General features: G+C 61.5%; 17 protein-coding genes and 1 pseudogene. 10 read left to right on the forward strand and 8 right to left on the reverse strand.

Annotation, left to right across the window (positions count from 1 at the left end; translation table 11 throughout):
* The 3 genes and pseudogenes from Q7W83_RS13320 to nahK all read left to right on the forward strand — a co-directional run.
* A pseudogene (locus Q7W83_RS13320) lies at positions 1-231 on the forward strand (porin); the annotation flags it as partial.
* Positions 232-492: 261 nt separating this feature from the next.
* On the forward strand, positions 493-1,656 hold the full coding sequence (gene nosP, locus Q7W83_RS13325) for a nitric oxide-sensing protein NosP (protein WP_150630480.1): 1,164 nt from the start codon (positions 493-495) through the stop codon (positions 1,654-1,656).
* Positions 1,586-4,219 (forward strand): hybrid sensor histidine kinase/response regulator NahK/ErcS', encoded by a 2,634-nt coding sequence (gene nahK / locus Q7W83_RS13330; protein ID WP_412070965.1) that lies wholly within the window; start codon positions 1,586-1,588, stop codon positions 4,217-4,219. The genes nosP and nahK overlap by 71 nt, the downstream gene beginning before the upstream one ends.
* A 124-nt stretch (positions 4,220-4,343) precedes the next feature.
* Here nahK and Q7W83_RS13335 read toward each other — a convergent pair whose 3' ends face one another.
* From Q7W83_RS13335 to Q7W83_RS13360, 6 genes are all read right to left on the reverse strand, one after another.
* Positions 4,344-5,009 (reverse strand): response regulator, encoded by a 666-nt coding sequence (locus Q7W83_RS13335; protein WP_473656186.1) that lies wholly within the window; start codon positions 5,007-5,009, stop codon positions 4,344-4,346.
* Between the two features lie 56 nt (positions 5,010-5,065).
* Complete coding sequence (locus Q7W83_RS13340; RefSeq protein WP_150630482.1) at positions 5,066-5,623, reverse strand: PQQ-dependent catabolism-associated CXXCW motif protein; 558 nt, start codon at positions 5,621-5,623, stop codon at positions 5,066-5,068.
* A gap of 226 nt (positions 5,624-5,849) precedes the next feature.
* On the reverse strand, positions 5,850-6,641 hold the full coding sequence (locus Q7W83_RS13345) for an ABC transporter permease (protein ID WP_150630483.1): 792 nt from the start codon (positions 6,639-6,641) through the stop codon (positions 5,850-5,852).
* Positions 6,638-7,369, reverse strand: coding sequence for an ABC transporter ATP-binding protein (locus tag Q7W83_RS13350; protein WP_150630484.1), 732 nt, complete (start codon positions 7,367-7,369; stop codon positions 6,638-6,640). The genes Q7W83_RS13345 and Q7W83_RS13350 overlap by 4 nt, the downstream gene beginning before the upstream one ends.
* Entirely contained in the window at positions 7,366-8,325 is a 960-nt protein-coding gene (locus Q7W83_RS13355; protein WP_473656187.1) for a YVTN family beta-propeller repeat protein, read from the reverse strand. Before Q7W83_RS13355 ends, Q7W83_RS13350 begins: the two co-directional genes overlap by 4 nt.
* 35 nt (positions 8,326-8,360) lie before the next feature.
* A complete protein-coding gene (locus Q7W83_RS13360; RefSeq protein WP_150630486.1) occupies positions 8,361-9,545 on the reverse strand; it encodes an ABC transporter substrate-binding protein in 1,185 nt (394 codons plus the stop codon).
* Between the two features lie 157 nt (positions 9,546-9,702).
* Here Q7W83_RS13360 and Q7W83_RS13365 point away from each other — a divergent pair, with 157 nt between their 5' ends.
* From Q7W83_RS13365 to Q7W83_RS13375, 3 genes are read left to right on the forward strand one after another with little or no spacing between them, the layout of a single operon-like run.
* Positions 9,703-9,825: a hypothetical protein gene (locus Q7W83_RS13365; RefSeq protein ID WP_263596733.1), complete on the forward strand. Its 123-nt coding sequence runs from the start codon at positions 9,703-9,705 to the stop codon at positions 9,823-9,825.
* A 2-nt stretch (positions 9,826-9,827) separates the two neighbouring features.
* Positions 9,828-11,090 carry a HAMP domain-containing sensor histidine kinase gene (locus tag Q7W83_RS13370; RefSeq protein ID WP_150639989.1) on the forward strand — a complete coding sequence of 421 codons (1,263 nt, stop codon included), beginning with the start codon at positions 9,828-9,830 and terminating at the stop codon, positions 11,088-11,090.
* Entirely contained in the window at positions 11,087-11,728 is a 642-nt protein-coding gene (locus Q7W83_RS13375; protein WP_150630488.1) for a response regulator, read from the forward strand. The genes Q7W83_RS13370 and Q7W83_RS13375 overlap by 4 nt, the downstream gene beginning before the upstream one ends.
* Positions 11,729-11,847: 119 nt before the next feature.
* Here the strand turns inward: Q7W83_RS13375 and Q7W83_RS13380 are convergent, their stop codons facing one another.
* Positions 11,848-12,498, reverse strand: coding sequence for a pentapeptide repeat-containing protein (locus tag Q7W83_RS13380; protein WP_150630490.1), 651 nt, complete (start codon positions 12,496-12,498; stop codon positions 11,848-11,850).
* Positions 12,499-12,645: 147 nt separating this feature from the next.
* Positions 12,646-14,538 carry a quinoprotein ethanol dehydrogenase gene (gene exaA / locus Q7W83_RS13385; protein WP_150630491.1) on the reverse strand — a complete coding sequence of 631 codons (1,893 nt, stop codon included), beginning with the start codon at positions 14,536-14,538 and terminating at the stop codon, positions 12,646-12,648.
* 254 nt (positions 14,539-14,792) lie between these two features.
* Here exaA and pedF point away from each other — a divergent pair, with 254 nt between their 5' ends.
* Genes pedF through Q7W83_RS13405 form a run of 4 tightly spaced genes read left to right on the forward strand, consistent with a single transcriptional unit; the run spans position 14,793 to position 17,849 of the window.
* Positions 14,793-15,254, forward strand: a complete 462-nt coding sequence (pedF, locus tag Q7W83_RS13390; RefSeq protein WP_150630492.1) for a cytochrome c-550 PedF — start codon at positions 14,793-14,795, stop codon at positions 15,252-15,254.
* Positions 15,255-15,257: 3 nt separating this feature from the next.
* The gene (locus Q7W83_RS13395; protein ID WP_150639991.1) at positions 15,258-16,136 is read left to right on the forward strand and encodes a substrate-binding periplasmic protein; all 879 of its coding nucleotides are present in this window, start codon (positions 15,258-15,260) and stop codon (positions 16,134-16,136) included.
* On the forward strand, positions 16,133-16,894 hold the full coding sequence (locus tag Q7W83_RS13400; RefSeq protein WP_150630494.1) for a quinoprotein dehydrogenase-associated SoxYZ-like carrier: 762 nt from the start codon (positions 16,133-16,135) through the stop codon (positions 16,892-16,894). Before Q7W83_RS13395 ends, Q7W83_RS13400 begins: the two co-directional genes overlap by 4 nt.
* Positions 16,895-16,910: 16 nt before the next feature.
* Positions 16,911-17,849: a quinoprotein relay system zinc metallohydrolase 1 gene (locus Q7W83_RS13405; protein WP_150639992.1), complete on the forward strand. Its 939-nt coding sequence runs from the start codon at positions 16,911-16,913 to the stop codon at positions 17,847-17,849.
* Positions 17,850-17,917: the final 68 nt, after the last annotated feature.

Here is a 17,917-nt window from a genome sequence, read left to right on the forward strand (position 1 = left end):
CTGGGGAAAAACCGCCTGGCCTTGTCCTACGGCAAGACCAAGGACGACGGCAATGGTGTGGTCGGCAGCGGTGCGGACTACGAGACTCGCGGCATTGCGCTGTTTCATGACGTCAACGACAACCTGAAGCTGGTGGCCGAGTACAACCAGTTCGAGATCAATGGCCACGACACCAGCGCGCAGAATGAAGACACCGACACCTTTGCAGTGGGGGCGGTGCTGACCTGGTAACCGCTGACATTTAGATCATCTGTGGCGAGGGAGCTTGCTCCCGCCGGGTCGCGAAGCGGCCCCCGATTCTGGTCGCGCATCGGCTGGTTTTTGGGGGCTGCTTCGCGACCCGGCGGGAGCAATCTCGCTCGCCACAAAAATCGAACACCCGGACAGATATCATCCCATCGAACCGCCTGACCGCTACCCAAGTAGCATACGTGGCAGCCCGTAGCCTTCGTACACTCCAACCTCATACATGCGCACCTGCGGGAGGCGACGATGCAGCAGGTTCAGAGCGAAGGTGTCGTCAGTGCAATGTCCCAGTCGACCGATGCCGAACAGGTGGCTCAGGAACTGGCGCGGCAGCTGTTGCATCCGCATTTGGGGTTCGTGTTGTTTTTCTGTTCCGCCGAGTACGACTTGCAGGCGCTGGGTCAGGCCTTGCAACAAAGCTTCGGCGGTATTCGCCTGGTCGGCTGCACCAGCGCCGGTGAAATCACTCCGTTGGGTTACGGTCGCAACTGCGTGACGGCAGTGGGGTTCGACCATCGGCATTTTTCCATCGACGCCGAGCTGATCTCCGAGATGGAGCGCTTCAGCCTGATCGACGCCCAGCAAATGGTCGAACGTCTGGTCAGTGGCTGTCGCAGCAACACCCTGGCGCCTATCAAGGGCAACAGCTTTGCCCTGACCCTGCTTGATGGTTTGTCCAGTCGTGAAGAAATGGTCCTCGCGGCGCTGAGTGCGGCGTTGGGCGACATTCCGCATTTCGGCGGTTCGGCCGGCGACGACAATTACCTGACCCATACCCACGTCTATTTCAATGGCGAGTTCCACAGTGGCGCGGCGGTGGTGGTGCTGGTCAACACCTGGCTGGATTTCGAAGTCTTCACCACCCACCACATCCTGCCGCGGGCGGAAAAACTGGTCGTCACCGGAGCCGACAGCGCTTCGCGCCGGGTTTTCGAACTGAATGCCGAACCCGCCGCCGAGGAGTACGCCCGGCACATCGGCGTGCCCGTGGCCGAGCTCGATCACCGGGTCTTCGCCGCACACCCGCTGGCGGTGCGGATCAACGATCAGTATTACGTGCGGGCGATCCAGCAGGTGCATCCGGACCTGAGCCTGAGTTTCTACTGTGCGGTGGAAAACGGCATCGTCCTCACGGTCATGACGCCCGGCCCGATGCTGCCGAACCTGCAAAATCTGTTCGAGGGTTTGCAGGACCGCCTCGGCGACCTGTTGCTGACCATCGGCTGCGACTGCTTTCTCAGGCGCATGGAACTGGAAGACGGCGGCAGCCTGGAGCAGATCGGCACGTTTTTGCGAGACCAGCGGGTGATGGGTTTCAACACCTACGGAGAACAGTTCAATGGCATGCACATCAACCAGACCTTCACCGGGGTTGCCATTGCCCGAGGCCGGTCCCCTGGACATCGCTGAGCTTCAGGCAGAGATCGCCAGCCTGCGGCACGAAAACCAGAAACTGCAGCGCATCAATGGCGCGCTGATCGAACGGATCGAATCCGGTATCACTCGCGGCAACGACCCGTACGCGGCGTTCCAGCATTCGGTGGTGCTGGCCGAACAGGTACGCGAGCGCACCGACGCCTTGAACCAGGCCATGGCCGAACTGAAGTCAGGCAACCATTTGCTCAGCGAAGCGCGCCTGCGTGCGGAAACTGCGCATCAACACTTGATTGACGCCATCGAAAGCATCTCCGACGCCTTTGTGCTGTTCGACGCAGAGCAGCGGATTGTGTTGTTCAACAGCCGCTTCAAGGCGTTCTGGGGCAACAGTCGGGTGCGGATCAACGCCGGCATGCGCCTGGCCGAGGTCAAGCGGCTGATGCTGTCCACCGGCCTGTTTACCGAAGAACCGCGCGGGCAGGCCGACGAAAATCTGCTGTTCCGTTTGCAGGACGGTCGCTGGCTGCAAGTCAGCGAACGGCCGACCCAGGAAGGCGGGAGGGTGATCCTCTTCACCGACATCACTGACGTCAAACTCAGCGAAACCATGCGCCGCGAGCAGGCGGTGGCGCAGAAATCCCATTTGCTGCAACGGGCGGTCGACAACCTGTCCCAAGGCGTGGCGATGGTCAACGCCGACGGCATTCTGGAATTGTGGAACCGGCGCTTTCTCGAGCTCAGCGGCCTTGCGCCGGTGGCGGCGCATCGGCCGTTCGCCGAAGTGATCGCCGACAGCGAGTTGAACCTGCTGACCCCGGCCAGCCGCGACGGCAACGGGCGCCCGGTGCAGGAATGCGAGCAGCGCCTCTACGATGGCCGGGTCCTGGAAATCCGCACGCATCCGCTGCCCACCGGCGGCTTCGTCAACACCTTCACCGACATCACCGAACGCTATCAGCACGCCGAAGCGCTGAGCGAAAGCGAGCGCTGGATTCGCCTGATCACCGACCACGTACCGGCGCTGATCGCCTACCTCAATGCCGATCTGGTCTACGAGTTCACCAACAAGGTCTACGAAGAATGGTACTGCTGGCCTCGCGGCGTGATGCTCGGGCAGAGCCTGCGCGAAGTGCACAGCGAACAGCATTACCAGCGCCTGGAGGCCTACGTGGCGCGGGCGTTGGCCGGTGAAAGCGTGACGTTCGAGTTCGCCGAAACCAACATCAACAACCAGGAGCGCTACATGCTGCGCTCCTATGTGCCCAATCGGCTGGCTACCGGGGAGGTGGTGGGGATTTTCGTGTTGATCCGCGACATCACCGAGCGCCGCCGCACCGCCGAGGCGTTGCACCAGGCCTATCAGAACCTTGAACTGCGGGTGCGTGAGCGTACGGCGGAGCTGACGAACCTCAATGATCAGCTGCTGCGCGAGATCGACGAACGTCGTCGGGTTGAATCACGTCTGCGTGAAGCCAAGCTCGAAGCCGAGCAGGCCAACCTGTCGAAGACCAAGTTTCTCGCCGCTGTCAGCCATGACTTGTTGCAGCCACTGAATGCCGCGCGATTGTTTACCAGCGCCTTGCTCGAACGGCGGGAGCCGGTGGCCAACGAGATTCTGGTGCGCAATGTCAGCAATTCCCTGGAAGACGTGGAGAATCTGCTCGGCACGCTGGTGGACATTTCGAAGCTCGATGCCGGGGTGATCAAGGCCGACATTGCGCCGTTCGCCTTGAGCGAATTGCTGGAAAATCTCGCTGCCGAGTACACCCAGGTGGCCCGCAGTGAAGGGCTGGAGCTGCATTTCATCCCCTGTTCGGCGCTGGTGCGCAGTGACATTCAATTGCTCGCACGGATCCTGCGCAACCTGTTGAGCAACGCGATTCGCTACACCTACAGTGGCCGTGTGGTGCTCGGTTGTCGGCGGCATCATCAGCGCCTGTCGATCGAGGTCTGGGACAGCGGCATGGGCATTGCGGACAACCGCCTGGAAGAGATTTTCCAGGAGTTCAAACGCGGTGATGTGCAACGTCCGGATCAGGATCGCGGGTTGGGTCTGGGGCTGGCGATTGTCGAGAAAATTGCCGGGATTCTCGGGCACCGTATTCACGTGCGTTCGTGGCCGGGCAAGGGTTCGATGTTTTCCGTCGAAGTACCGCTGAGCGCTACGGCACCCAAGGCACTGCCGAACCTGCTGATGAGTGAGCCGATGCTCGAGCGTCTGCGCGGCGCGCGGGTGTGGGTACTGGACAACGACGCGGCGATTTGTGCCGGCATGCGTACGTTGCTCGAAGGATGGGGGTGCCTGGTGGTGACGGCGCTGTCGGAGCAGGATCTGGCACGGCAAGTGGACAACTATCACGCCGAAGCGGATTTGCTGATTGCCGATTATCACCTGGATGACGAGCAGAACGGTGTGGATGCGGTGGCGCGGATCAACGCCCGACGCGGCTCAGCCATTCCAGCGATGATGATCACGGCCAATTACAGCAATGAACTCAAATTGCAGATTCGTGAGTTGGGGCACACCTTGATGCACAAACCGGTGCGGCCGATGAAGCTGAAGACGGCGATGAGTCATTTGCTCGGCCGGCCTTGAGGCTCGCGATGTGTGGGGCAAGTCGAATCGTCGCACCGCCGCTCCCACAGGTTCTGCAGTGTTCCAACACAAATCCTGTGGGAGCGGGCTTGCCCGCGATGGGGAGCGACTCGGTGTACCAGAATCAACGCCGCAGATAAGACCCGAAATCAATATCCCCGGCACTCAGGATCGCCTGCACCCGGTTGTGTACATTGAGTTTGCGCAGGATCGCTGAGACGTGGGCCTTGACCGTGGTTTCGGCGATTTCCAGGGTGTAGGCGATCTGTTTGTTCGACTCGCCTTTGGTCATGCGCTCCAACGCCAGCAATTGCTTGCGGGTCAGGGCCTGGAGCAGTTCCGGCGGGAAACTCGGATTGTCGTTCATCCGGCGGTGGGTGCCGCTTTTTTGCGTGCGGATGATGTCCGGCGGCAGGTAGACGTTGCCGTTGAGAATCTGCTGGATCGCCTCGGTCATTTGCACCCGTGGCGAGGACTTGGTGATGAAACCCACCGCGCCATAGGTGATGGCTTGCAGCACGATCTGCTTGTCCTGTTCAGCCGAGACGATCACCACCGGAATGGTCGGTGCCTCGTTGCGCAGGTTGATCAGGCCGTTCAGGCCGTGCATTCCGGGCATGTTCAGGTCGAGCAGGATCAGGTCCAGGTCGTCGTGGTCCTGAGTCAGCGCCAGGGCGCTGTCGAGGTCGGCGGTTTCCATGACTTCGCTGCCCGGAAAACCGTCGCTGATGACGTTATGAATGGCTTCGCGAAACAGCGGGTGATCGTCGGCAATCAGAATTTTGTACATAGCCTTTCACCTCATTATTTTGATTATGGTGTGGCAACAACACCCACGCGTAAAGGTCAGGGAAAAGGTTCGGGCCGGGCGGGCGTCACCGGCAGGTTCGCCGCTTGCCAGGCATCCAGGCCGTCGCGATACCAATACAGAGTCTTATAGCCCATGGCGGCGGCGCGTTTGACCGCGTTCCAGCTCAGCCAGCAATCGGAGCGGCAGTAGAAGACCAGCGGTTGCGCAAGATCGCCCGCGGTCAATGTGTTCAGGTTACGCGCAAAATAGCCCTGCCAGTCGGGCGTCAGGTCGCCATCGCCGGTATTGGCCAGCCAATGACTGCCGGGCAGGTTCTCATGGGGCTGGTCTTCGATGAAGCGACCTTGCAGCCATTGACGGCGATAGACGTCGATCAAGATCGGGCGTGGTGTCTGGGAGAGCAGGGTTTGCAGGGCTGGCGTATCGATAATGGACGCGCCTTGCAGTTGATTCGGGGTCGGACTGCGATAAAGGCCGATGCGATAGCCTTCGGCGGAGAACAGCGGTGTGTCAGCGTGTGCGACACCCAGCAACAGGCTCAGCGATAACACGGCGAGGGAAGGGCGCAGCAGAACACGTCGGGCACGCGGCATGGGTTCAGTCCTTATAGTTATGAGCCCATTACATGCCAGTCTCGGTGCATTGGGAATGCGACGATAGACAGGAAAACCAGTACTAAAGTAGTAATTTTGCCATGTTTGATGGAGATCCAATTGTAGGAGCGAGCCTGCTCGCGATGAGGCCCTCACATCCGGCATTGATGTCGGCTGACACTCCGCCATCGCGAGCAGGCTCGCTCCCACAGGGGGATTTGGCTGGTCAGTTGCCTTTGCGTAAGGCGGCGTGTTGCGGGTTGAAGGTGAGCACGGCGAGCAGGGCAAACAACAATGTCAGCCCCACACACACCGCCAGCGCCAACGGATTGAAGCGTTCATACAGTGCAAACCTCACCAGCTCCACCGCATGGGTAAACGGGTTCACGGCGCACAGCCAATACAACCACTCGCTCGACTCGCGCATCTTCCACAGCGGATACAGGGCCGACGACAGGAAAAACAGCGGGAAGATCACGAAATTCATCACCCCGGCGAAGTTTTCCAACTGACGGATGGCGTTCGACAGCAACAGGCCCAGCGCGCTGAGCATCAACGCCACCAGCAACAGCGCCGGCAAGGCGATCAACAGCCCCATGGCCGGCGGTTGCACGCCGTACACCCAGGCAATCGCCAGAAAGGCGTACACCTGCAACAGCGAAATCAGCGACGTGGCCAACAATTTGCTGCACAGCAGAAACGTGCGGGGCAAGGGACTGGTGAGCAGCACGCGCATGCTGCCCATCTCCCGGTCGTAGACCATCGACAGCGAACCTTGCATGCCGTTGAACAGCAGAATCATGCAGGCCAAACCTGGAATGATGTAGACCTCGTAGGGAATGTAGGTGTCGTAGGGCTCAATGATCGCGATCCCGAGTGCTGCGCGAAAACCGGCGGCGAACACCAGTAGCCACAGCAACGGCCGGACAAGCGCGCTGAGAAACCGCGTGCGCTGCAACACAAAACGCAGCCATTCACGCAGCACGATGCCGCTGAAGCATTGCCAGTAAGCATTCATCGCACGGCTCCCGAGGTGGTCAAACGCGCGAAAGCCGAACCGAGGTCGCCGCCGTGTTCCAGGCTCAGGGCATCGGCTTGTCCACTGGCGACCAAGCGTCCTTGATGGAGAATCAGCAAGTCATCGCTCGGTTGCACCTCGTCCAGCAAATGGGTGGTCCAGAGCACACTGAGGTGTTGCTCGCGGCACAAGCTGCGGATGTGTTGATTGAGCGCTAATCGACTGGCCGGATCGAGGCCGACGCTGGCCTCGTCGAGCAGTAACAGGCGTGGCTCATGCAGCAGCGCACGGGCGATTTCCACCCGGCGACGATGGCCACCGTTCAGTTCGCGAACCCGTTCGCGACGGCGTTCGGTCAGCGTTTGCCGGGCCAGTTCGGCGTCGACCCGCAGGCTGGTCTGGCGGCGTGACATTCCATGCAGCGCGGCGTGATAACGCAGGTTTTGCTCGACGCTGAGGTCCAGGTCCAGGGTGCTTTGCTGAAACACCACACCCAGTTGCCTCAGCGCCGGGCGCGGCGCATTACGCAGCGAACAGCCGCCGACAACAATGTCGCCACGCTGCAAGTCATACAACCGCGTCAGCAGGGCGATCAGCGTCGATTTTCCTGCACCGTTGGGCCCCAGCAGCGCTGCAAAACGACCGGGCGCCAGGCTGAAACTCACCTGGCGCAACGCCTCCCGCGCGCCATAGGCAAAGCTCACGTCGCTGACTTCCAGTGCGTTCATGGCGTGACCACCACGCCCCACGGATAACGCCCGACCTTCACCGATTTGCTCACTTTGAGGCTGTCGACATCGATCACCGACACATCGCCGCTGACCCCATTGGTTGCCAACAATTGCTTCTGATCCGGGGTAAACGCCATCTGCCAGACGCGGCGGCCGACCAGCAGGTAATCAAGGATTTCCAAGGTCTTGGCATCGATCACCGCCACATGATTGGCCGGACCGAGCGCGACGAAACCATACTTGCCGTCGGCGCTGAGCTTGATGCCCACCGGTTGCACCTTGTCCGGGTGCACGCCTTTGATCTGGAAGGTCAGGGTCTTGAGCACCTGCCGGGTTGCGACGTCGAGGACCGTCACCGTGCCGCCGATTTCCGCCGAGGCCCACAGTTGTTTGCCATCGGGTGCGAACTCGACGAAACGCGGGCGCTGATCCACCAGCGTGCTGTCGGCCAGGGTCTGGGTGCTGGTGTCGATCCAGTGCAGCATGTTAGTGGTTTCGCTGGTGTTCACCGCCCATTTGCCATCGGGGCTGACCGCCATGCCTTCGGGTTCGACGCCGACGTTGATCTGGCCCAGCACCTTGGAGGTTTCGGTGTCGATCACGGTCACCAACGCATCGTCCTCGTTGGAAACGTAGAGCCAGCGATGGTTCGGGTGCAGGGCGAATTGCTCGGGGTCCTTGCCCGAGGGCAGTTCTTTGATGATTTTGCGCGTGGCCACGTCCATGACCTGCACCCGGTCCGAATCGCTGGCGCAGATGTACAGCAGCTTGTTGTCGTGGGACAACAACAGGCCGCGCGGGCGCTGGCCGACGGGCAGGGTGTCGGTGACTTGCAGGGTCTGCATGTCGATCAGGCTCAGGGTGTTGTCTTTCTCGTTCGAGACCCAGGCGGTGCTGGCCGCGGCGTGCCCGGCAGCGAGCAGCAGGGCACATGAAAGCAGGGTGCGGCGCATGGCAGATTCCTTATTGTTGTCGTTGTTGTGGACGATCAGGGAAAGCGGCAGCTGACTTCGGGCTTGTCGTAACCGAGGCTGTCCATTTCATTGAAAGGGTGCAGAAAGCCGTCCTGCGGCGAGGTGCTGACCAGCGCCCGTGGCTGGACGATGGGGATCGGCTGGCGCAACTGGCCGTTCCACGGGCGATAACTGAGCTTGCGACCCTTGAAACCATCCAGCGGCAATTGATCGCTGATTTCCAGGTTGCGGATCGCCATCGGATCGGTCTGACGCAGTTTGCTCACGGCGCTGGCGATACTGCGCACGGCCATCCACGCGGCAAAATCGCGGTCGTTCATCCAGCGCCCGGCCATGGCTTCGAAGCGCTTTTGCAATTGGGCGGCGCCGTAGGTTTCCACGGTCTTGTGCCAACCCACCGGGGTCAGGCCTTGAGTGCCGGCCACCGGGCGCGGATACCAGGTCTGGTAGGGCACGTATTCGCCGAAGTCACCGCGCTCATCGGCCACCAGCACCACGTCGTACTCCGCGGTCTGGGTGAACAGGGGCATGTCGGCCTGGGCGCTGCGGCGCTGGTCGTTATCGAAACTCCAGGCTTTTTCCGCGACCAGTTGCACGCCGAAGCGCTTCGCCGCGCGACGCAGGGCGGCGGCATAGGCTTGATCGTCGGCGGTCGGGCCGACGATCAGCAGCGCCCGCTGCCATTTGCGCACCACCAGAAACTGCGCCAGCGCATCGGCCAGCATCGCCCGGCTTGGCAGCGTGTGCAGCACGTTTGGCAAGCAGTCGGTGGTGCGCAAGCTGTCATCCGGGCTACCGGCGTTGAACAGCAAACTGTCAGGCAGAGCCGCGCTGAGTTGGCGCAGGCTGGCCACTGGCGCGTTCACCACAAACAGGCGCAGACCTTGCGCGTGTTGAGCCTTGGCCGCTTCAAGCAAGGCCTCCGGGCTGTCGGCGTTGACGCTGGCCAGGCTGTAACTGTGATTGAGAAAACGCCCGGTGCTGTTGCTGTCTGTGATCGCCAGTTCGGCGCCACGCCCTCCGGCATCGATCGGCTCGGGAATCACGTTGGACAGTAGCGGCCCCGGATCAGGGCGATAACCCAGGTAGCCGATCTGCACCTGCAAGGGCGCGTCGGCCGCCTGACTCTGGGTCGCCAGCCCCGCAGCGCAGGCAATCGCCAGCAGGTAGATCAGGGCGTAAGGGGCAAGCTGGCGCATAAGGCACTCCACGACGGTTAGCGCCAGCATAGGAAGCCTGAGGACAGGATGAAATATGCAGAAAGTACCAGTGAGGCAGTACCAAGGTAGTAACTCGCCGTGGGCGGCGCGGTTTTAGCATGGACAACAACGGCCATCATTCTGGAGAAGATCGATCATGCGTATTCTCAAAGCGCTGCTCCTGCCGTTGCTGCTGATCCTGAGCCTGATCGGCATCGACAAACTCCACGGCCCGCGCCCCGCGTCGCTGCCGGTTTTGCCCGCGACGCCGGGGCGCTAGGCATGTCAGCGCTGTGGCGGATCAACCTGTGGGTCTGCGGATTCTTCACTCTGGTCACCCTGGCGTGCATGGGCTTGCTGGTGCATCAGGCGCTGGCGGATGTGGAGCGTGAGCTGCAATCCGCCGAGGCGGTGGTCGAATATTTGAGCGAAACCGCCGAGCGTGATCCCGTCAGCCTGCAACCACGGCTGACGCAAAGTCTGCGTCACGTGCGGGTGCACTGGCTCGAACCGGGCGAGGCGGCACACCCTTCGATGCAGGACGGGCTGGACGCCTGGCTCGGGCGATTGCTGTTTGCCGAGGCACGGCACGGCGTGCGGGTGCTGGATCTGCAGGATGGCCGACGCGTGCAGATCGCGGTCGACCCACGGGATGAAATCGATGAGGTCTGGGATTCCCTCCAACAATTACTGAGCCTGTGTGGCCTGGCGTTATTGTTGAGTCTGTTGACCATCCGCTGGGCCGTGCGCCGGGGCATGGGGTTGCTCGACGAGTTGCTGCGCGCGTTGCGGCAGGTCTCCGGCGGCCAGCTCAAGGTGCGATTGCGTGCGCAGGGGCTGCCGGAAGCGCGGCAACTGGCGACGCATTTCAACCGCATGACCGAAGCACTGGAACAGGCACGCGCCGACAACACGCAACTGACCCAGACGTTACTGGCGGTGCAGGAACAGGAGCGCACTCATCTGGCGCAGACCCTGCACGACGATCTCGGTCAATACCTGGCGGGGATTCGGGCTCAGGCCTGTCTGTTGCGCTTGGTCGCTGATCAGCCTGACACCGTGGAGCGCACGGTGCGTGAGCTGGAACACAACTGCGAACACCTGCAACAAGGTTTCAGAGCGCTGGTGCACGACCTCTATCCGGTGGTGTTGCAGCACCTGCCGCTGGCCGAAGCCCTTGGGTTGCTGGTGGAACAATGGCAAGCCCGACAAGGGATCGATTGCCGGTTATGGGTCAGCGCGCACTTGCCGATGTTGTCCGCGCCGGACAAGACCCACCTCTACCGTCTGTTGCAGGAAGCCTTGACCAACGTTGCCCGTCACGCCGGTGCCAGCGAAGTGCGGGTGCGTCTGCACCATCGCGGCGGGCAGTTGTGCTTGCTGGTGCGTGACAACGGTTGCGGCGCACTCCAGCCGCAGCGGCGGGGAGTCGGTTTGTATTCGATGTTCGAGCGCGCCCGCAGTCTGGGCGGCGACCTACGCATTATCAGCCACCCCGGCGCCGGTTGGGCGCTGGCCTTGAGCATGCCTTTGGAGGCTTCATGAACATTCTGCTGGTGGATGACCATGCGGTGGTCCGTCAGGGCTACGCGAGTTTGTTGCGCGCGTTGTTGCCGGCGATGGAAGTGCGTGAAGCCGCAACGGGTGAAGAGGCGCTGACCAAGGTTCAGGAAGCCGTGCCGAATCTGGTGATCATGGATTTCGGTTTGCCGGGAATCAGCGGGCTGGAAACCACGCGCCGGTTGCGACAGCGTCTGCCGCAATTGCGCGTGCTGTTTTTCAGCATGCACGATGAGCTGCCGTTGGTACGCCAGGCGCTGGACGCGGGCGCCTCGGGTTACCTGACCAAAAGCTCGGCCCCGGATGTGTTGATCGAGGCCGTGCGGCGCATCCTTGCCGGCCACGCCTATATCGAACAACCGCTGGCCACTCAATTGGTCTGTCACCCGCAACAGGACGACGCCAGTGATCCGCGTTTGCAGAGCATGACCCAGCGTGAGCTGGAAATTTTCGTGATGCTTGCCAAAGGCACTCCGGCCCGGTTGATTGCCGAGCAGTTAAGCATCAGCAGCAAGACCGTCTCCAATCACCTGACGTTGCTCAAGAGCAAATTGCAGGTCAGCTCCCATGCCGAACTGGTGCATCTGGGGATTGATATGGGGGTGGTGCGCAAGGCGATGTGACTCTATCCACCGCAGAACCCTGTGGGAGCGGGCTTGCTCGCAATGAGGGCCTTCCATCCACAATTGATGTCGACTGACAGGCCGCCATCGCGAGCAAGCTCGCTCCCACAGGAGAGGGGTTACTTGTTCCATGTCGTTGGGCAACCGGTGCAACCCTCCATATTTGCATCCTGAAAATTCGCATAATGCTGGCGCGAACCATTGAGGTTCGCCTGCTCCAGGTTGCTTTCGCCAAACTTGGCTTCCTGCAGATTGGCATCGCGCAGATCCGCGCCTTTGAGATCAGCCTTGCTTAACCAGGTCATTTCCAGATCGGCCGCCCGCAGGTTGGCGTTGTGCAGTTTGGCGCCGGAGAGGCGGGCGAATTGCAGGTAGGCGCCGCTGAGGTTGGCGTCCTGAAATTGTGCGCCCTGGGCAAACAGGCCCCAACCCTGGATCGCCATCAACGAGGCACCGCTGAAGTCGGCCAGGCGCAGGTTGCTCTGTTGCAGGCTGGCGCGGGTCAAGTTGGCGCCTTGCAGTTGGGCTTTTTCCAGATTGGCGAGGTCGAGGCGGGCGTGGCGCAAGTCGGCATCGCGCAGGTCGGCGCCGCTGAGGTTCATGTTGCGCAGGTCCTGATTGCTCAGGTTGGCGCCTTTGAGGTTGGCGCCGGGGCATTGGCTGTGCTCGGCGAGGGTGCAGCCGTTGATGATCAACGGGGCTTCGTCGCCGTCATCGGTGGCGTAAGCCGTGGCAACGCTTAATAGAAGCAGTAGAGGCAGACAGTTCATGGCGAAGTCTCTGGGGCCCTTGTGGGAGCGGGCCTGCTCGCGAGGGTCGTCAACGAAGACGCGGGGCGTCTGGTGCCCCGTGGCAGTCTCAGGTCCATCGCGAGCACGCTCGCTCCCACAGAGGTTGGCGGTGGGTGGGGTAGTGGTTTACTTCTGTGCGGTCTGGTTATCCCAGCTCGGAATCTTGAACACCCAGAACGACCCGCCCTGAGCCACCGGTTTGGTCAGCTCGGCCATGTCGCCACCCCACAACGGCACCGCGCCGCCATAGCCGACAGTCACGCCGATATACTGCTCGCCGTCCTGTTCCCAGGTGACCGGCGGCGAGACGATGCCGCTGCCGGTCTGGAACTTCCACAGCTCCTTGCCGGTTTTCGCGTCGAAGGCCTTGAAGAAACCGTCGCCGGTACCGGTGAATACCAGGTTGCCTTTGGTCGCCAGCACGCCGGCCCACAGTGGCAGCGCCTCCTTGTGCTCCCACACCACTTTGCCCGTAGTCGGGTTCATCGCACGCAAGGTGCCGACGTGATCGTCGTACATGCGTTTGATGCGGAACCCCATGCCCAGATAGGCCGAACCTTTTTTGTAGTTGACCTCTTCGGTCCAGTATTCCTCTTTCCATTGGTTGCCCGGAATGTAGAACAACCCGGTGTCCTGGCTGTAGGCCATCGGGTTCCAGTTTTTGCCGCCAAGGAACGGCGGCGAAACTTCAACCGGTTTGCCTTTGGTTTCGCCCGGCAGCGGTTTCGCCGGACGCTGGCCTTCGTTCTCGACCGGGCGCCCGGTCTTCAGGTCAATGTGGCTGGCCCAGGTGATGTTGTCGACGAAGGGGAAGGCGTTCTGCAATTTGCCGTTGTTGCGGTCGACCACGTAGAAGAAACCGTTACGGTCCGCGTGGCCGGTGGCCTTGACCGTTTTACCGTCCTTGTCCTTGTAGTCGAACAGCACCAGCTCGTTGTTGCCGGAGAAATCCCAGGCATCGTTCGGCGTGTGCTGGTAGAACCATTTCACTTCGCCGGTGCTTGGATCGACGCCGACCTGGCCCGAGGTATAGAGGCTGTCGTAATCGTGCGGGTTGCCGTCCTTGGAAGTGCGCGCCCAGGTGTTCCACGGACCAGGGTTGCCGGCGCCGACGATGATGGTGTTGGTTTCCGGATCGAAACTGGCGCTTTGCCAAGGGGCGCCTCCGCCGTGGCTCCAGGCTTCGACCTTGCCGGTTTCGGTGGTCGGATCGTTCGGCCAGGACGGCGCCTTGACGTCGCCGGTCGGGGTGCTGTCCTTGCCGTTCAAGCGGCCCATGTGGCCTTCGACAAAGGGGCGCATCCACACTTCTTCGCCGGTGTCCGGGTCGCGGGCAAACAGTTGCCCGACCACGCCGAACTCATCGCCGGAACTGCCATGAATCAGCAGCACCTTGCCGCTGGTCTTGTCTTTGATCAGCACTGGCGCGCCGGTCATGGTGTAGCCGGCGGCGTGGTCGCCGAATTTCTTGTTCCACACCACTTTGCCGGTGTTCTTGTCCAGCGCGATCAGGCGTGCGTCGAGGGTACCGAAGTAGATCTTGTCGCCATAAATCGCCGCCCCGCGATTGACCACATCGCAGCACGGACGAATGTTGTCCGGCAGGCGATGGTTGTAAGTCCACAGGCGCTTGCCGGTCTTGGCGTCGAGGGCAAACACCCGCGAGTACGAACCGGTGACGTACACCACGCCGTCACTGACGATGGCCTGGGATTCCTGGCCGCGCTGTTTCTCGTCGCCAAACGAATAGGACCAGGCGGGCGTCAGTTTGAATACGTTCTTGTCGTTGACCTTAGCGAGCGGGCTCCAGCGCTGGGCGTTGGTGCCCATGCCGTATTGCAGAACGTCCTTGGTGGTCAGGTGATCGTTGGCAATGTCTTCCCAGCTCACGTTGTGCGTCGGCTTCGCCGGTTCGGTCGCGGCTTGGCCGGCAGCGCTCAGGGACAGGCTGCTCACCAGCAAAAAGGCTTGCACGGCGAGGGTCAAAGGGGAAAGGGCGGGTAGCGATCTTATTGTCATGGTTGCAGTTCCCAGTGGAGGTTTTGGCCTGCACAGGGTGGTGCGTTCGACGGGGTGGCGAATACGGAAAAAGTCCCGCTGTTGCCGGGAAGATTTCCCAGGCGGCACCTGATTTGGGTGTGCGCCACAAGCCCTACTACCAAGGGATTAGACGGCGGCCACCAAAGCAGCATGGGGCTTGCGCGAAACGCTTCCTAAGATGGTTGCCATAGCCTCTGCCAAGAGGTTTTGCGTGCAATCCTGAGGGCATAACAATGACAACAAAACGCAACGCCTTGCTCGTTGCCGGACTGCTGGCCGGCTTTATCAGTGCAGGTTCGGTCTGGGCCCACGGCAACGTGGTGCCACAAGCCGTCGAAACCAAGGGACTGACCCCGATCAAGGACTCCGGCGTGCAGGTCGATGGTGATGGGTGGGCGGCGGTGAACCCTTACCGCACTTCCCCGGAACACGATAAAGCCATCGAGATCGGCTCATCGGCCTACAACCAGAACTGCGCGGCCTGTCATGGCCTGGAAGCCAAATCGGGCGGCATCGCCCCCGATTTGCGCATGCTCGATGTCGGCGAGGCCGGTGATGAATGGTTCGTCGAACGGGTCCGCCACGGCGCCGTAAGGGACGGTCGGGTGTACATGCCGAAGATGGCCGATTACCTGAGTCAGGAAGCCCTGTGGGCAGTGCGCACTTACCTGGACAGCGTTCGCGTCGAGGAGTAATGCATGCGCCTGCTCGCTCTGTTGATCAGTGCTGTGCTGCTGTGCTGCCAGGCGGTGCAGGCGCAGGTCCGTACCTATGACGAAATGATCGCCGCCGGGGAACTGAAGGTGGCGGTCTACAAAGACTTCGCCCCCTACAGTTTCGAAGACGCCGGCCAGCCCCGTGGCGTCGATGTCGAACTGGCCGAAGCCTTGGCCAAAGCCCTTGGCGTGCATTTGAAACTGATCTGGGCGCCCGCCGGCGAGAAGCTCGACGACGACCTGCGCGACTACATCTGGCGCGCCAGTCAGTTGCACGATCTGCAACTGGCCGACCTGATGATGCGTGTGCCCTACGATCAGGATTACGCGCGCAAGCGCAACGAACTGGGTGAACTGGAAAACGGCCATGTGGTGATGTTCGGTCCGTACCAGAACGAACAATGGCAAGTCGCTTATGACCGCCGTCGGCTGGAGTCGGTGGGCAGTGTCGCGGTGTTCGAACACCACCCGATTGGCGTCGAAGTGGACAGCGTGCCGTCGTTCTACCTGACCTCGGTATTCAACGGCATGCTCGCCGGCAAAACCCGCCACTACCCCGGCGTGCCCCAGGCGTTCGCGGCCATGAAGGCCGGTGAAGTCGACGCGGTCATGGCGATGCGCGGCGAGATCGACTGGCAGGTTCACGAGGCGGCGGACCCGCAACTCGCGCTGGCGGAAAACGCCTATCCGAACATGGGCAAGCAACTCTGGGAGATCGGCATGGCGGTGCACGAAAGCAATCGTCAATTGGCCTATGCCGTGGAAGAAACCCTGGAAACCCTGATCCGTGAAGGCTCGGTCAAAGCCATTTATGCCCGATACGGCCTGCGCTATGACGTCCCGGAGATGTATCAACAGTGAACTGGAGCGCGTGTTGCCTGTTGGCCTGCTGGCTACCCTTGGCCGCGCACGCGGCAGCCATCGAACCGGGCAAAGACCCGGTACCGTCGGTCATGTGGGCCTTCTATCACAAGCAAATGCTCGGCGATGCGCCGTTCGTGTTCGACGAGCGGGTCAAGCTGCTGGCGCCGCCGTTCGCCGAAGATGCCCGGCAAGTGCCGCTGGAAATCGACGCCCGGGCGTTCAAGGGCGAGGTGGTGAAAATCCTTGCGTGGGCCGAACTCAATCCGTTGCCGAAAATTGTCGATTTTCAACCGCTGGATCGCGTGCTGCCGTGGCTGTCGATCCGCATCCGTATCGAACAAGCCACGCCGTTGCGTGCAGCGGTGCTGACCCGCGATGGGCTGTGGCATGTCGGCTCGACCCTGATCGATGCGGCGGGCGGTGGATGCACGGCACCCAGCGTGGTGCGCAGTCAACCGGGCTGGGAGGAGCACATCGGCGAAGTGCTTGGCGGGCGTTATCCCCGTGGTGAATTCAGCCGCTTGCGCTTGCAGGTGGCGCACCCGATGGACAACGGCATGGTCGGCGGCATCCCGGAATTTTTCATCAACCATGCCGAGCTGCGCGATCACAACGATCAGTTGCTGGCCCGCCTCGAACTGTTTCCCGCCGTCAGCGAAAACCCCAGCCTGGCGTTCGACATCGAAGGGGCAGGGCAGACGCGCTTGTTGCTGCGCGACAACAGCGGCAACGAATTCGATGCGGCCATACCCTGACTCAAAGGAGCGCGCGATGCGCTGGATGCTGCTGTTGTTCATGAGCCTGAGCCTTCCTGCGCTGGCCGATCTCGACTATTCACTCAAGCCCCGGCAGATCGCCGCAGACACCTGGCTGCTGGAGGGCAGCACCGACAATTTCGCCAAGGGCAACGGTGGCAACATCGTCAACACCGCGTTCATTGTCACCGAACGCGGTGTGGTGGTGATCGATACCGGGCCATCGAAGCGTTACGGCGAAGCGATGCGCAAAGCGATTGCCGCGACCACCGACAAACCGGTGATCCAGGTGCTGCTGACCCATCATCATCCCGATCATGTGCTGGGCAATCAGGCCTTCAGCGACGTGCCGATCGGCGCGTTGGGCGGTACAGCCGAGCTGTTGAAGCAGCAGGGCGACGCCATGGCCGAGAACATGTACCGACTGGTGGGCGACTGGATGCGTGGCACCGAAGTGGTGTTGCCGACCGAGACGCTGACACCGGGCGTGCGAACTTTTGGGAATCACGATCTGCGCCTGCTGAGCCTGGGTGGGCACACGGGCGCTGATCTGGCTATTCTCGACCAGAAAACCGGCGTGCTGTTTGCCGGGGATCTGGTGTTTTATCAGCGGGCGCTGACCACGCCCAACAGTCCGGGATTGTCGGTGTGGCTGGCGGACATTGCGACGCTGCAAGGCTTGCCGTGGACGCTCATCGTCCCCGGCCACGGCCCGTTAGCCACGGACGCAAAACCCTTCGAGCAAATGCGCGACTACCTTGGCTGGCTCGATCAACTGATGCGTGAGGGCGCCGCCAATGGTAGCGACATGGGCGAGATGATCCGCAGCCCGATTCCCGAACGGTTCGCCGGGATCAGCCTGAGTCGTTATGAGCTGATTCGCAGTGTCAGTCATCTCTACCCTCGCTACGAGCGCGAACAGATGCCCCGAGTCGACTCCGCCGCAAGCAAATGACCAACACGCGAGCCTGTGGGAGCGAGCCTGCTCGCGATAGCGGTGTAGCAGTCAATAAAGATATCGAC

Source organism: Pseudomonas sp. 300 (genome assembly GCF_055803035.1).

Bases quoted from the DNA above. Each gene is read 5' to 3' on its own strand.
- Q7W83_RS13375 (WP_150630488.1), top strand. From the start codon at position 11,087: ATGAACATTCTGCTGGTGGATGACCATGCGGTGGTCCGTCAGGGCTAC.
- Q7W83_RS13380 (WP_150630490.1), bottom strand. From the start codon at position 12,498: ATGAACTGTCTGCCTCTACTGCTTCTATTAAGCGTTGCCACGGCTTAC.
- Q7W83_RS13335 (WP_473656186.1), bottom strand. From the start codon at position 5,009: ATGTACAAAATTCTGATTGCCGACGATCACCCGCTGTTTCGCGAAGCC.
- nahK (WP_412070965.1), top strand. From the start codon at position 1,586: ATGGCATGCACATCAACCAGACCTTCACCGGGGTTGCCATTGCCCGAG.
- Q7W83_RS13395 (WP_150639991.1), top strand. From the start codon at position 15,258: ATGCGCCTGCTCGCTCTGTTGATCAGTGCTGTGCTGCTGTGCTGCCAG.
- exaA (WP_150630491.1), bottom strand. From the start codon at position 14,538: ATGACAATAAGATCGCTACCCGCCCTTTCCCCTTTGACCCTCGCCGTG.
- Q7W83_RS13350 (WP_150630484.1), bottom strand. From the start codon at position 7,369: ATGAACGCACTGGAAGTCAGCGACGTGAGCTTTGCCTATGGCGCGCGG.
- pedF (WP_150630492.1), top strand. From the start codon at position 14,793: ATGACAACAAAACGCAACGCCTTGCTCGTTGCCGGACTGCTGGCCGGC.
- nosP (WP_150630480.1), top strand. From the start codon at position 493: ATGCAGCAGGTTCAGAGCGAAGGTGTCGTCAGTGCAATGTCCCAGTCG.
- Q7W83_RS13405 (WP_150639992.1), top strand. From the start codon at position 16,911: ATGCGCTGGATGCTGCTGTTGTTCATGAGCCTGAGCCTTCCTGCGCTG.
- Q7W83_RS13355 (WP_473656187.1), bottom strand. From the start codon at position 8,325: ATGCGCCGCACCCTGCTTTCATGTGCCCTGCTGCTCGCTGCCGGGCAC.
- Q7W83_RS13340 (WP_150630482.1), bottom strand. From the start codon at position 5,623: ATGCCGCGTGCCCGACGTGTTCTGCTGCGCCCTTCCCTCGCCGTGTTA.
- Q7W83_RS13365 (WP_263596733.1), top strand. From the start codon at position 9,703: ATGCGTATTCTCAAAGCGCTGCTCCTGCCGTTGCTGCTGATCCTGAGC.
- Q7W83_RS13370 (WP_150639989.1), top strand. From the start codon at position 9,828: ATGTCAGCGCTGTGGCGGATCAACCTGTGGGTCTGCGGATTCTTCACT.
- Q7W83_RS13345 (WP_150630483.1), bottom strand. From the start codon at position 6,641: ATGAATGCTTACTGGCAATGCTTCAGCGGCATCGTGCTGCGTGAATGG.
- Q7W83_RS13360 (WP_150630486.1), bottom strand. From the start codon at position 9,545: ATGCGCCAGCTTGCCCCTTACGCCCTGATCTACCTGCTGGCGATTGCC.